Annotated in this window: 14 protein-coding genes; 7 read left to right on the top strand and 7 right to left on the bottom strand. The window is 53.6% G+C overall.

The features are described from left to right. Nucleotides 1–66 precede the first annotated feature (66 nt). Both J5067_RS10185 and mutY read right to left on the bottom strand, forming a co-directional pair. A complete protein-coding gene (locus tag J5067_RS10185; protein WP_264644331.1) occupies nucleotides 67–339 on the bottom strand; it encodes an oxidative damage protection protein in 273 nt (90 codons plus the stop codon). A gap of 29 nt (nucleotides 340–368) precedes the next feature. After that, nucleotides 369–1,451 (bottom strand): A/G-specific adenine glycosylase, encoded by a 1,083-nt coding sequence (mutY, locus tag J5067_RS10180; protein ID WP_264651040.1) that lies wholly within the window; start codon nucleotides 1,449–1,451, stop codon nucleotides 369–371. Between the two features lie 169 nt (nucleotides 1,452–1,620). On the opposite strand from mutY, the gene trmB reads away from it, so the two are divergent. The 5 genes from trmB (at nucleotide 1,621) to J5067_RS10155 (ending at nucleotide 6,971) form a co-directional block, all read left to right on the top strand. After that, a complete protein-coding gene (gene trmB, locus J5067_RS10175; protein WP_264651039.1) occupies nucleotides 1,621–2,340 on the top strand; it encodes a tRNA (guanosine(46)-N7)-methyltransferase TrmB in 720 nt (239 codons plus the stop codon). After that, complete coding sequence (locus J5067_RS10170; RefSeq protein WP_264651038.1) at nucleotides 2,340–2,687, top strand: YggL family protein; 348 nt, start codon at nucleotides 2,340–2,342, stop codon at nucleotides 2,685–2,687. The genes trmB and J5067_RS10170 overlap by 1 nt, the downstream gene beginning before the upstream one ends. A 24-nt stretch (nucleotides 2,688–2,711) precedes the next feature. Then, entirely contained in the window at nucleotides 2,712–3,425 is a 714-nt protein-coding gene (locus J5067_RS10165) for a DUF2884 domain-containing protein (RefSeq protein ID WP_264644335.1), read from the top strand. A gap of 365 nt (nucleotides 3,426–3,790) precedes the next feature. After that, complete coding sequence (gene katE, locus J5067_RS10160; protein ID WP_264651037.1) at nucleotides 3,791–6,064, top strand: catalase HPII; 2,274 nt, start codon at nucleotides 3,791–3,793, stop codon at nucleotides 6,062–6,064. Nucleotides 6,065–6,095: 31 nt separating this feature from the next. Continuing rightward, a complete protein-coding gene (locus tag J5067_RS10155) occupies nucleotides 6,096–6,971 on the top strand; it encodes an SDR family oxidoreductase (RefSeq protein WP_264644337.1) in 876 nt (291 codons plus the stop codon). A 51-nt stretch (nucleotides 6,972–7,022) separates the two neighbouring features. On the opposite strand, the gene J5067_RS10150 is transcribed toward J5067_RS10155, so the two are convergent. From J5067_RS10150 to J5067_RS10130, 5 genes are all read right to left on the bottom strand, one after another. Continuing rightward, nucleotides 7,023–8,063 (bottom strand): NADP(H)-dependent aldo-keto reductase, encoded by a 1,041-nt coding sequence (locus tag J5067_RS10150; RefSeq protein ID WP_264644338.1) that lies wholly within the window; start codon nucleotides 8,061–8,063, stop codon nucleotides 7,023–7,025. A gap of 130 nt (nucleotides 8,064–8,193) precedes the next feature. Continuing rightward, entirely contained in the window at nucleotides 8,194–8,412 is a 219-nt protein-coding gene (locus tag J5067_RS10145) for a YgdI/YgdR family lipoprotein (RefSeq protein ID WP_264644339.1), read from the bottom strand. A 194-nt stretch (nucleotides 8,413–8,606) separates the two neighbouring features. Next, nucleotides 8,607–9,323, bottom strand: a complete 717-nt coding sequence (locus tag J5067_RS10140; RefSeq protein WP_264644340.1) for a TerC family protein — start codon at nucleotides 9,321–9,323, stop codon at nucleotides 8,607–8,609. Nucleotides 9,324–9,418: 95 nt separating this feature from the next. Then, nucleotides 9,419–10,099 carry a DNA mismatch repair endonuclease MutH gene (gene mutH / locus J5067_RS10135; protein WP_264651036.1) on the bottom strand — a complete coding sequence of 227 codons (681 nt, stop codon included), beginning with the start codon at nucleotides 10,097–10,099 and terminating at the stop codon, nucleotides 9,419–9,421. A gap of 194 nt (nucleotides 10,100–10,293) precedes the next feature. Further along, a complete protein-coding gene (locus J5067_RS10130) occupies nucleotides 10,294–10,596 on the bottom strand; it encodes a hypothetical protein (RefSeq protein ID WP_264651035.1) in 303 nt (100 codons plus the stop codon). A gap of 207 nt (nucleotides 10,597–10,803) precedes the next feature. On the opposite strand from J5067_RS10130, the gene rppH reads away from it, so the two are divergent. Both rppH and ptsP read left to right on the top strand, forming a co-directional pair. Beyond that, nucleotides 10,804–11,331, top strand: coding sequence for an RNA pyrophosphohydrolase (gene rppH, locus J5067_RS10125; RefSeq protein ID WP_264644343.1), 528 nt, complete (start codon nucleotides 10,804–10,806; stop codon nucleotides 11,329–11,331). Between the two features lie 12 nt (nucleotides 11,332–11,343). Next, a complete protein-coding gene (gene ptsP, locus J5067_RS10120) occupies nucleotides 11,344–13,590 on the top strand; it encodes a phosphoenolpyruvate--protein phosphotransferase (protein ID WP_264644344.1) in 2,247 nt (748 codons plus the stop codon). Nucleotides 13,591–13,727: the final 137 nt, after the last annotated feature.

Below are 13,727 nucleotides of genomic sequence, written 5' to 3'. Positions count from 1 at the left end.
TTATCAACGGTTCATTAGCAACGCGGTGCCAGTATAAAGAGACAATAGGGCCGTAAGGCCCTGACGTTATGCGCTAGGCGGGGTAAAGCCTTCAATATGCACATCTTTCCCTTCAAACAGGAACTTAACCATCTCCTGTTCCAGCAGTTTACGGTGCTCCACGTTCATCATGTTGAGCTTTTTCTCGTTGATCAGCATGGTCTGCTTGGTCTGCCATTGCGCCCACGCCTCTTTCGAAATTTCCTGATAGATGCGTTTGCCCAGTTCTCCCGGATAAAGCTGAAAATCTTGCCCTTCGGCTTCACGTTGTAAAAAAGTACAAAAAATGCTTCTGCTCATGCTGATTCCTCTTGGATAACGCGTGCGGGTCAGATCAAACTGCCGCCGGAGTGTTGCGTTAACATGCGTAATAGTCGATCCACCGGTGCAGCCAGCCCGACGGCGGGCGGTTGCGCTAAGTTATACCAGAGACCGGTTTTTTCCTCCATGCAAGCATTGTGCAAAGCGCGAGGAATGTCAGTGGGTAATGCGAGCCAGAGCGGAACAATATCCAGATGGAAATGGCTAAAGGTGTGGCGAAACGACACCAGTTGCTGCACGTCTGTGGTTTTCAGACCACGTTGTTGCAGCCAAGGTTCCACATCATCCTGCGTGTTGAACTGCGGAAAGCAAAACAATCCCCCCCACAGCCCGGTCGCAGGGCGCTGTTGCAGCCATACGTCATTGCCCCGTTGCAGCAATAGAAACCAGGCACTTTTTTCCGGTAACGTCTGCTTCGGTTTTTTACCCGGATAGTTGGCCCAGTTGTGATTGGCATAAGCCATGCAACCGTTGCTCAGCGGGCAAAGTTCGCATTTCGGGCGGCTGCGGGTGCACACCATTGCGCCCAAATCCATCATCGCCTGATTAAACTGACTAACGCCCACTGCGGGCGTGATCTGCTCGCTATGGGACCAGAGCTGGTGCTCAACCTCTTTTTTACCCGGCCAGCCAGCTACCGCGTAGCAGCGTGCCAGCACGCGTTTGACATTGCCATCAAGAATCGGGTGATGCTGACCGAGAGAAAGGGACAGTACCGCGCCTGCGGTAGAACGCCCGACACCCGGCAGCGCACAGACGGCTTCCAACGTGGTCGGAAACTCACCGCCATACTGGTCCATGATGGTCTGCGCGGCTTTATGCAGGTTGCGCGCACGCGCGTAATAACCCAGCCCGGTCCACAGGTGCAGCACCTCATCCAAGGGGGCTGCCGCCAGGGTGCGAACATCAGGAAAGCGTGCGATAAAACGTTGAAAATAAGGAATGACCGTGGTGACCTGCGTCTGCTGTAGCATGATCTCGGAAAGCCAGACGGTATATGGCGTTTTCTCTTGTTGCCACGGCAGTGTCTTGCGGCCATAGCGCTCATACCATGCCAACACCTGCTGCGCAAACGGCTGCGCTTGCATCATAAAAAAGCCACTCTCTTGCCGGGTGAAAAGTCTGACAGCGATTCCAGCACAGAGTTAATGTGCTGTAAACCGGAACTTTCCGAGGTATCCCCCTTGCCAAACCGCGGTATCCTTGCATAATGTGCCTTTCTTTAGGCGAATTTGAACAGGCCATCGGCACACGTTTTCTATGATCAATAACGTCATTTCACCGGAATTTGATGAGGATGGGCGTCCGCTGCGCCGTATTCGCAGTTTTGTGCGCCGTCAGGGGCGTTTAACCAATGGACAACAGCAGGCGCTGGATAACTACTGGCCCGTAATGGGGGTAGAGTATCAGGCGCAAGCGCTCGATTTTTCCGTGCTTTTCGGTCGCGAAGCGCCGACGGTGCTGGAGATCGGGTTTGGCATGGGGGCGTCGTTGGTCACCATGGCAGAGCAACACCCTGAGCAGAATTTTTTAGGGATTGAGGTGCATCTTCCCGGCGTCGGTGCCTGCCTGGCTGCCGCGCAGGAAGCCAATCTGAGTAATCTGCGTGTGATGTGCCATGATGCGGTGGAAGTGCTGGAGCAGATGATTCCCGATGGGTCACTGGCCATGGTACAGCTCTTTTTCCCTGACCCTTGGCACAAAGCGCGCCATAATAAACGTCGTATTGTACAAAAAGCGTTTGCGGAGCGGGTGCTGCGCAAGCTGGCGAGTGGTGGCGTGTTTCATATGGCGACAGACTGGGAGCCTTATGCGGAACATATGCTGGAAGTCATGCGCGATGTGGCGGGATACCGTAATCTTTCCGCCACACAGGACTATGTTCCTCGCCCATCGTCTCGCCCGTTAACCAAGTTTGAAGCGCGCGGCCAGCGGTTAGGCCACGGAGTATGGGATCTTATGTTTGAGAGGATAAAATAATGGCACAACAACGCAGTCGTCGTTTGCGCAAAAAGTTACACATTGATGAGTTTCAGGAACTGGGCTTTTCGGTAAGCTGGCGTTTCGCTGAGGGCACGTCGGTAGAAACCATCGATGCGACTCTGGACAAGTTTGTTGACGATGTGATTGATCCGGCGGGCCTGGCATTTGAAGGCAGCGGTTATCTGCAATGGGAAGGCTTGATCTGCTTGCAGAAGACGGGCCATTGCACCGATGCGCACCGTGAGCAGGTCTCTGCCTGGCTGAAAGCGCAGCAGTTGCAAGACGTTAAAGTCAGCGAACTGTTCGATATCTGGTGGGATCTGCCGGAAAATCTGCTCTCCTGATTCTGTAATTTATAGGAAGACGACATGTTGCGATCGGTAATGCTTTCTCTGCTGGCTTTGTTGTCCTGGCAGGCACAGGCGGCGTATCAATGTGAAGTGAATCCGCAGGATGATATCTTCATCACACCGCAACAGGTGCAGGTGGTTGGTGCGAGTGGCAATCTGGTGATTTCGCCGCAGGGCGATGTCACGCGCAACCAGACGGCGTTAACGCTTACTGCGACACAGCGTCAGCAGGCGAAAGCGTATCAAGCGGATTTGCGTCAGCAACTGCCGTGGATTGAGCAGGGTGCACAAGCGCACCTGGAAAAAGCGCGTGTGGCGCTGGACGGCGTCATCGCTAAGGAGCTGGGGAGTGACAGCAATGTGCGCACCCGGCTGGTTTCGTTGGATACCCAACTCAAGCAGCAGATGGCGCGCATTCTCGAGCCGCGTAGCGATGGCATTGCGTTTCATCACCAGGCCGTCAAACAGGTGGAGCAGGATGGTCGCCAGTTGGTGCAGCAAGCGCTTGGCGGCGTGTTGCAAGACAGCCTGAACGAGATGGGCGTGAAGCAGCTTTCCGGTGGAGGCAATCCGTTGCAGGCGATGATGGGTAACCTTGGTAACCTGCAACAAGCGATTCAAACCGAGTGGAATAACCAGGAACTCACGTTTCAGCGCTTTGGCAAGGATGTGTGCCAGCGGGTTATTGCACTGGAAAACCAACGTAAGCAGTTGCTCAAATCCCTGCCGTAATCGTATCTACAGCGCCACTCTGGTGAAAACACCTATTTCGCCAGAGTGGCTTTTTTTATGCCCCCGCTTCATCCTCAAAATTGCTGGGTGGGGCTTCCCGTTGCTGATTGATAAGTCGGCTTAACGTATCTTGAAGCCGAAGGGTACTGGTGCCTCCTGGGCTGACGCTCTCAACAGTCCTGATTCGGCGGCGAACCGTCGCCGCTGCTGCCAACCATCACCCTGTCAATCACCTTTCCCCGCCAAATCTATCGATCAAATCAAATCATTTCGTAGCTAATATATTAAAAAAAATTAACTATACTGAATGTGTGTCTAGAGGTTTTTTTTAATCTGCTGATTTTAATCAATATTTAGAGGTGAGTATGAAAGGGGATACACATCATGAGTCAGAGAATCATAAAAAAAATGAACCAGATAGCACGGCGTCATCGCACAGTAACGCTGAGATTGCACAAGGGGCGTCATTGAAGCTCTCTGGAAGCACCAATCCACCCGGTACTGCTCCCATGTCCCCTGGCATTGAGAAATCGCCTGAAATCAGCAATGACAAACTGCGTCAGTTAGAAAAATCAAAGGACTTCCCAGCGGGTGAGGCGTTAACCACCAACCAGGGGATCAAAATTGCTGACAACCAAAACTCACTGCGCGCGGGAGAAAGAGGCGCAACCCTGCTCGAAGATTTTATGCTGCGAGAAAAAATTACCCACTTCGACCACGAGCGTATTCCTGAACGGGTGGTGCATGCGCGAGGGGCTGCGGCACACGGGGTTTTCCAGGTTTATAAGCCGCTGACACATTTGACCAAGGCCGGGTTTTTGCAACAGCCTGATAGTGAAACGCCGGTGTTTGTGCGCTTTTCCACGGTTCAAGGTTCGCGCGGTTCGGCTGATACGGTCAGGGATATTCGTGGTTGGGCAACGAAATTTTATACCCATGAGGGCAACTTTGATTTGGTCGGCAATAACACGCCAGTCTTCTTTATTCAGGATGCCATCAAGTTTCCCGATCTGGTCCACGCCGTTAAGCCTGAGCCGCATAATGAGATCCCACAAGGCCAAAGTGCTCACGATACTTTCTGGGATTTTATCTCGCTCCAGCCGGAAACGCTGCACAACGTGATGTGGGCAATGTCAGATCGTGGCATCCCGCGCAGTTACCGCATGATGGAGGGGTTTGGCATCCACACATTCAAGATGATCAATGCCGAAGGGCACTGCCACTTTGTGCGTTTTCATTGGAAACCACTTTATGGCGTTGCCTCCTTGTTGTGGGATGAAGCCCAACTGATTGCAGGACGGGACCCAGATTTCCATCGGCGTGAGTTATGGGAAGCCATAGAGGCAGGGGATTACCCTGAATACGAACTGGGTTTACAAATCATACCGATGCAGGATGAGCATCGCTTTGACTTCGATATTCTCGATCCCACCAAACTGATCCCTGAATCGCTGGTTCCCGTGCAGCGCGTCGGGAAAATGACGCTTAACCGCAATCCGGATAATTATTTCTGCGAGACCGAACAGGTCGCATTTTGCCCGGCAAACCTGGTGCCCGGGCTGGATTTTTCTGACGATCCACTGCTTCAGGGGCGGCTGTTTTCCTATCTGGATACGCAAATCAGCCGGTTGGGTGGCACTAATTTCCATGAGATCCCCATCAACAAACCACTTTGCCCCTTTCACAATCACCAGCGCGATGGTCAACACAGAATGCGTCTTTCTGGTGCCGCCAATTATGAACCTAACTCCATTGATAACAACTGGCCAAGAGAAACGCCATCCGCCGCGCATCAGGGGGGCTTCTCCACCGCCCAACAGCCGGTAAACGGTGAAAAAATCCGCCAGAGAAGCGCCTCATTTTCAGATCACTACTCGCAGCCGCGCCTGTTTTGGTTAAGTCAAACGGACTATGAGCAGACCCATATTGTCGATGGATTCAGCTTTGAACTGGGCAAGGTTCAGCGACCGTGGATCCGAAAACGCGTGGTTGACCAACTGTGCCACATCGATAAAGACCTGGCTAAACGGGTCGCGCAGCAAGTGGGCCTCTCGCTCGCACCCGCACAGCTTGCCTACCCGATCCCAAGCGCCGTCAATGGGCTTACGGCTGAACCTTCGCTCAGTATTTATGCTGAAAATGCGCGTGAGGTGGCTCTGGACTACCGTATCAAATCGCGTCAGGTTGCACTGCTGGTGGCTGACGGCGTGTGTGGCGATGCCGTTGCCAGCATGATCCGTTGCCTGGAGCAACAAGGGGTACACGCCAGAATCTTAGCCCCCCGAGTCGGGGGGATTACCACGCTGCAAGGCCATCACCTTGAGGTTAATGGCTCGTTTGAGGGCAATCCCTCGGTGCTGTTCGACGCAGCGATTGTCCCAACCGGAAAACAGGCTGTCGCAACATTGATGCAAAACGGTGCTGCCAAATATTTTCTTATCCAAAGCTTCAAACACCTCAAAGGGATTGGCCTGCAAGGAGACGCGTCAGCGCTGTACTCCGCGTTATCACTGCCTGCTCCCGATGAAGGCGTTATCGTCAATAACACCTCGCAACACCTGGTGGATGAACTTACCGCCGTTATGAAAAAACACCGTGTGTGGTCGCGGGAGAAGGTCGCTGCGGCTATTGCTGGTTAACGTTGATAAACTCACCAAACAGGAGTCGATTATGAAGCACGACGAACTTCACTATTCCATGCCCCCGTATCCTCAACAAAGCCAGCCTGAACCGGGCCTGGCGGGGAAAATGACGCCTCGCCCCGATCATGGTGAAACCAGCTACCAGGGAAGTGGTCGCCTGGCGGGGCACAAAGCGCTGATTACGGGAGGCGACTCGGGTATCGGCAGAGCGGTTGCCATTGCTTTTGCCCGTGAAGGTGCCGATGTGGTGATTAATTATCTACCCGATGAACAGCAAGATGCCGATGAGGTTATTGCGCTTATTCGAGAAGCGGGTCAGCAAGGGTATGGTATTGCAGGCGATCTGCGTGATGAAGCGTTCTGCAAGTCGCTGATTGAAGAGGCGCATCGTTGCCTGGGCGGGTTGGATATTCTGGTCAACAACGCCGGAAAACAGCAGTTCGTGGAATCCATCGTCGATCTCTCGACCGAGCAGTTTGATGCTACGTTTAAAACCAATGTCTATGCGATGTTTTGGCTCTCGAAATATGCGTTGAGCGTCATGGAGCCGGGCGCGTCAATTATCACCACTGCCTCGGTACAAGCGTATGCCCCATCTGCTGGGCTGCTTGATTATGCCCAGACGAAAGCCTGCAACGTGGCGTTTACCAAAGCGCTGGCCAAGCAGTTAGGGCCTAAGGGCATCCGTGTCAATGCCGTTGCTCCAGGTCCCTATTGGACGCCACTGCAAGTGTGCGGTGGGCAGCCGCAAGAGGCGCTACCGCAATTTGGCGCTGACAGCCCGCTGGGACGATCCGGGCAGCCGGCAGAGATCGCGCCGCTTTACGTGACACTGGCGTCGAAAGCCTGTAGCTACACCTCGGGGCAGGTCTGGTGTTCAGACGGTGGCACCGGGACACTTTAGGCGAAAAAAAGGCCCAACATGCTGGGCCTTGATCGATATTTTAGCCGCGCATCAAGGTGCCGGGATGGTAAAACGGCGGTGAATCTCTTCCAGCTCAGCCAGCACGTCGGCATTCAATTGCACTTCAAGGCTGGCAAGGTTGATGTCGAGTTGTTCAAGCGTGGTTGCCCCCAGAATGGTACTGGCGACGAACGGCTGCTGACGCACAAACGCCAACGCCATCTGTGCCGGATCCAGCCCGTGACGTTGTGCCAGCGCCACGTATTCGGCAATAGCTTGCTGGGTGTGCGGCGCGCTGTAGCGCACAAAACGACTGAACAGCGTATTGCGCGCACCGGCAGGCTGCGCGCCATTCAGATATTTCCCGGTTAATGTGCCAAAGGCGAGGGGCGAATAGGCTAACAGCTCCACCCCTTCGTGCTGGCTGATTTCGGCCAAACCCACCTCGAAGCTGCGGTTGAGCAGGCTGTACGGGTTTTGGATGGAAACAATGCGCGGTAGATTATGTTTTTCGGCCAGTTGCAGATAGCGCATCACGCCCCAGGGGGTTTCATTCGACACCCCGATATAGCGGATCTTGCCCGCTCGCACCTGTTCTTCAAGGGCTTCCAGCGTTTCCAGCAGTGTCACCGTCGCTTTGTCATCGGTGTATTGATAGTTCAATTTGCCGAAGCAGTTGGTTTGTCTCTGCGGCCAGTGCACTTGATAAAGATCGAGGTAGTCGGTGTTAAGGCGTGTGAGGCTGGCGTCCAGCGCGGCGCGGATATTTTTTCGATCCAATGCCTGTTGCGGACGTATACCAACGTCGCTGCCACGGCTTGGCCCGGCGACTTTACTTGCCAAAATCAGTTTTTCTCTGCCGCCACGCGAGGCTAACCAAGAGCCAATATAGCGTTCCGTGAGCCCCTGTGTTTCCGGTCGCGGCGGCACGGGGTACATTTCTGCGGTGTCAATCAGGTTAACGCCGGCTGCCACTGCGCGATCGAGCTGCGCGTGCGCCTCCGCTTCACTGTTTTGTTCACCAAACGTCATGGTGCCCAGACTGAGCACGCTGACTTCTAAAGCACTATGGGGAATACGGTGATAGAGCATTGCCAGCTTCCTTAATGTCTGAAAATCCCGGCGTCCTCATCCCTTACGCAAAGGGAAAAACCAGCGCCTGTTTCTGACTATAACCAAGCAATGCTATGGGGGGAAGCACCTTTAATGGCTTGTCCTGCCGTTAACGCTGAACAATCTGGGAGACAACTTCATTATTGATCTGTCGCCACTGCCCATCTTCATCAAGATAACTGAGTAGGCCAGTATCTTTGTCCAACGCCGGCTTGTTTTTCGTCAGCAACATCTGCCCCTCTTTCGTGGCAATAACATAGTTGCTGCTACACCCGCTCACCAACAAGGCAAAAAAGCATAACGCGATGGCTTTGTGTCTAATCGTCATCAGGTAATCCACTCGAATAGTAAAAAACGGGCGATGGCTCTCTGTCAGAACCTAATCTCTATCAAAAAACATGAATATACAAGATGAGTCTAGCAAAGCGTGAAAAAGAAGAATGTAGGAATAATGGAAATAATCGATGATTTACGCGTAAAAACAGGGGGGGAGAGCGGGCAGCAATGCTACCCGCTGGGGCGTTACTCTGCGCTTGTCGCTTTTTTGCCGCGCATCAGATTCAGCGCTTCAACCGACATTGAGAAGAACATGGCGAAATAGATATAGCCCTTGGGAACGTGGACATCGACACTTTCCAGAATCAGCGTAAAGCCCACCAGAATCAGGAAAGAGAGTGCCAGCATTTTCACCGATGGGTGACGATCGACAAATTCACCGATAACGCGGGCGGAAAACATCATCACACCCACGGCAATCACCACGGCGGCCATCATGATAAACAGATGATCGGAAAGGCCGACGGCGGTGATGACGGAGTCGAGGCTGAAGATGATGTCCAGCAGCATGATCTGCACAATCGCCCCAAAAAAGGAATGCACCTGGCTGGCATGAGCTTCAGAGCCACCCTCTATGGTCTCATGAACCTCGCGGCTGGATTTCCAGATCAGGAACAAGCCGCCGAAAAACAGGATCAGATCGCGGACGGAGATTTCATTATCCATCAGCGTAAACAGCGGGTTGGTAAGGCGAATCACCCAGGCGATCGAGGCGAGCAGGCCAAGGCGCATCAGCATGGCCCCCAGAAGGCCGATACGGCGCGCTTTATTCTGCTGGGCTTTGGGTAACTTGGCGACAACCAGAGAAAGGAAAATGATGTTGTCGATACCTAGTACGATCTCCAAAATGGTCAGTGTGCCGAGCGCCAACCATGCATTCGGATCAACAATCCAATCAAACATTATATCAATCACACCTAAACGAAATGTAAACGTAGATTATACGCTTTGCTTTCGGCTTTCTGGCAAGAAAAAATGATACGCATTATCTATGGTGTTTAAAGATGAAAGTGGCGAGCTAACAGTGGGCCGGTAAAGGTCTTCTTTAAATAGAAACCGCGTGGCAAGGTCATGATAGGCTGACCAAACTCGCCGATCGCTTGTGTCAGCGCCTTGCTGTTGGCCGCTTTGGGCCGTAATTGTAATACCTCGCCGTGACGTGCGGTGATGCTCTCCACTTTGCCAAGCACAATCAGATCCATCAATTCCTCCCAATCCCGACGCAGCAGCATCTCTTCCTCGGGAGAGGGGCTCCAGATAAGCGGCGTGCCGATATGTCGTTCGCCAAGCGGAATCTCGCGCGACCCTTCCACCGGGATCCACAGCACCCGTGCCAACTTGTGCCGTACATGGCTGCTTTCCCAAGTGACACCGCTGTTGCCGGTCAGCGGAGCCACCGACACGAAGGTGGTTTCGAGCGGTCTGCCCCTGTCATCAATCGGAATGGTTTTTAGCTCCACGCCGATATCGGGAAAATCCTGCTCGGGTTTGCTGCCCGCGCTGGCACCGAGAAAGCGCTCAAGCAGTACGCCGATCCACCCCTTGTCGCGTTTGAGGTTGGCAGGCAGCGGCAGATTTGCCCGTACAGCAAGCTCCGCCAGCGTGTACCCGGCAAGCGCTTGTGCGCGCTCGAGCAGCGTATGCTCATCGGCAGGGGGTGTCGAAATCGGGTTGGGCATATTCACCTATGAAAACAGGTCGTCAGATTGACTAAAAAAAATACAGCATCCGTCAGGTTTTTCAACAGGGCGCTACCGTGCCGAAAGAAAAACAATAATAGCATGATTCATAGCGTATTTTTTTATTTATCCCGCCAATGTATTGCGTCGGTTTTATCGTTGTTCAGGGATAGACACCGAAAGTAAACAGGATCTTACACCAGGTTATCCACAGATTTTTGGGATAACCGGGATAAGTCATCACTACTGGTTTGATTTACAGCCTTGACGTCACGGTTTTTTGCGATTTTTGGTATTTTATTATGCGATTCTTGCGCTGCGGCTGTGGATAAAACCGTCGTGGAGCAATCTTTCACCACTCTGCCGAACACCGGTTTTCTGCGCTGTTTATTTGCAGTGAATATGCCGTGGGTTAAATCGGTATTTTTTTGAAAATAAAGGAAGATTTTTTGGGTTGCGCGCAGCGGTTTTAACGACAAAGAAAATGTTTTCCGCATGCTTTCATTTGGTTCTGCACAGTGATATCCACAAAAATAGTGAATAAAAGCGCTATGGCTGCCGCGTGCTGTTTATAACTCTACCCCTTTCTGTGGGTTAGCGGCAGGTTATTAGTAGAATCAATGCTGTTAAGCAGGAGTTTACCGGGTGGCGGGAGTGTGAAACAATCAGGTCATCTTTGCATTGAAAGTTTTCGAGGTAGTCCGGTGATCGATGATGATGGCTACCGCCCTAACGTTGGTATTGTAATCTGCAATCGGCTTGGTGAAGTGCTCTGGGCGCGCCGTTATGGTCAGCACTCCTGGCAGTTCCCGCAAGGGGGCATCAATCCGGGAGAAAGCCCTGAACAGGCCATGTATCGCGAACTGTTTGAAGAAGTGGGACTCAGGAAAAAGGATGTCCGTATTCTGGCTTCAACCCGTAGCTGGTTACGTTACAAATTACCAAAACGTTTGGTGCGTTGGGATACAAAACCGGTTTGTATCGGTCAAAAGCAGAAGTGGTTTCTGCTACAGTTAATGAGCAACGAATCTGATATCAATATGCAAAGCAGCGGCACGCCGGAGTTCGACGGCTGGCGCTGGGTGAGTTACTGGTATCCTGTGCGTCAGGTGGTGTCGTTTAAACGCGACGTTTACCGTCGGGTGATGAAGGAATTTATCAGCCCGGTTATACAACTGCAAGAGAACGCCGCGGCGAGGGCGCCTTCGGTGCCTCGGCGCAAAAGAGGATAAGTCGCGCTCATCATGCTCACGCGTTTGCGAGAAATCGTTGAGAAAGTGGCGGCGGCATCACGCTTGAATGATGCGCTGGATCTGTTGGTCAATGAGACCTGCCAGGCGATGGATACGGAAGTCTGTTCTATCTATCTGGCCGATCACGATCGCCAATGTTACTACCTGATGGCGACACGCGGTTTGAAAAAGCCGCGTGGTCGCCTTATCACGCTGGCCTTTGGTCAAGGAATTGTCGGATTGGTGGGGCAGCGTGCTGAACCCATCAACCTGGCCGATGCGCAGGCCCACCCCAGTTTTAAATTTATTCCTTCCGTTAAAGAGCAGCACTTTCGTTCTTTCCTTGGTGTGCCCATCATTCATCGCCGACAACTGCTCGGGGTGCTGGTGGTGCAACAGCGCGAACACCGCCAGTTTGATAAAAATGAAGAGTCTTTCATGGTCACGCTGGCGGCGCAAATGGCCGCCATCCTTTCTCTGACGCAAATCAAGGCGCTGTTTGGTCAATATCGGCAAACGCGGCTCAAAGCGCTGGTGGCATCGAGCGGCGTGGCGATTGCGCCGGGCTGGATGGACAGCAGCCAGCCCTCACTGGAGCTGGTTTTTCCTGCTTCAAGCCTGGATAGCGAGCGCGAGCGTTCGCGCCTGACGCAGGCGCTGGAAGAGGCCAATGCAGAGTTTCGCCGTTTCAGTAAACGCTTTAGCGCCAGCGCGCAAAAAGAGAGTGCGGCCATTTTCGAGCTCTACTCCCATTTGCTGAGCGATGCACGCCTCAAGCGCGAATTGTTTCAGGAAGTGGATGACGGAAATGTCGCCGAGTGGGCGGTAAAACTGGTGATCGAGCGTTTTGCCGCGCAGTTTGCTGTGCTTCAGGATGCCTATTTGCGTGAGCGCGCCGGGGATTTCCGCGCGTTGGGTCAGCGTCTGTTGTTCCACCTTGACGACAGTGTGACCAGCAGCGATCGCTGGCCGCCACATTTTATTCTGGTAGCCGATGAACTGACGGCGACGCTGCTGGCGGATGTGCCGCAAGACCGGCTGGCGGGCGTGGTCGTGCACGACGGTGCCGCTAACTCTCATGCGGCGATTATGGTGCGGGCGATGGGGATCCCCACCCTGATGGGGGCGGATATTCAGCCGGAGTTATTGCACCAGCGTACCCTGATCCTTGATGGTTATCGGGGTGAACTGCTGGTGGATCCTGAGCCGATGCTTTTACAGGAATATCAGCGCCTGTTGAGTGAAGATAATGCGCTGACGCGTCTGGCCGAAGACGATATGCAACGGCCTGCGGTACTGAAAAGCGGCGAAAGCATGCAGGTGATGCTCAACGCCGGGCTCAGCGCCGAACATGAGCAGCGTTTTATCAATCTGGTTGACGGCGTGGGGCTGTACCGTACCGAAGTGCCTTTTATGCTACAGAGCGGCTTTCCCTCTGAAGATGAACAGATGGCGCAGTACCAGGGCATGTTGCAGCTTTATCCCTCACGCCCGGTGGTGTTGCGCACGTTGGATATCGGTGCCGACAAACAGCTTCCCTATTTGCCGATCAGTGAAGAGAACCCCTGTTTGGGATGGCGCGGTATTCGCGTTACGCTCGATCAGCCGGAGATCTTCTTGATCCAGGTGCGGGCGATGCTGCGCGCCAACGCCGAAACTGGCAACCTGCGCATTTTGTTGCCGATGGTCAGCAGTCTGGACGAGGTGGACGAAGCATGTCGGCTTATCGCTCAGGCCGCCGCCGAGGTACGCGAACTGGTGGGGCATGCCTTGCCGCAACCGCGCATCGGTGTGATGATCGAAGTCCCGTCTATGTTGTTTTTGCTGCCGCACCTGGCCTCGCGTATCGATTTTGTCTCGGTAGGCACCAACGATTTGACCCAATATTTGCTGGCGGTGGATCGCAACAACCCGCACGTGGCATCGCTCTATGACAGCCTGCATCCGTCCATGTTGCAGGCGCTGGCAGGTATCGCACGCGAGTGCCAACACCTTGATCTTGAAGTCTCCGTCTGTGGCGAAATGGCCGGTGAGGCCATGGGATCGCTGGTATTGACCGGGCTGGGCTATCGTACGTTCAGTATGAACGGCCGTAGTGTGGCACGGGTAAAATACCTGCTGCGTCAATTGGTGCTGACCGAGGTGCAAGCGCTGACCCAGCGCCTTTTGCTAGCGCGGAGCGCCAGCGAAGTGCGCCAGTGGATTGCACTTTTCCTCGAAGAGCGCGGTTTGGGCGGGTTGGCCCGCGGTGGACGCTGACAAAGTGTTTCAACGGTAACATCCTGTTTACATAACTTTTCCTGAGCTTGCACGCTGCGTAGCGGCTGCTCTGTGCTATCATGCGCAACCGCCGCCAGTGCGTCAGGCGTTAATGCCGAGAGTGCGCTGGCAAACAA

Origin of the sequence: Candidatus Symbiopectobacterium sp. NZEC151 (genome assembly GCF_025962655.1) — a bacterium.
Taxonomy (GTDB): Bacteria; Pseudomonadota; Gammaproteobacteria; order Enterobacterales; family Enterobacteriaceae; genus Symbiopectobacterium.
The sequence above is the reverse complement of the archived record's forward strand: the minus strand, read 5'-3'. Positions and strand labels throughout refer to the sequence as shown.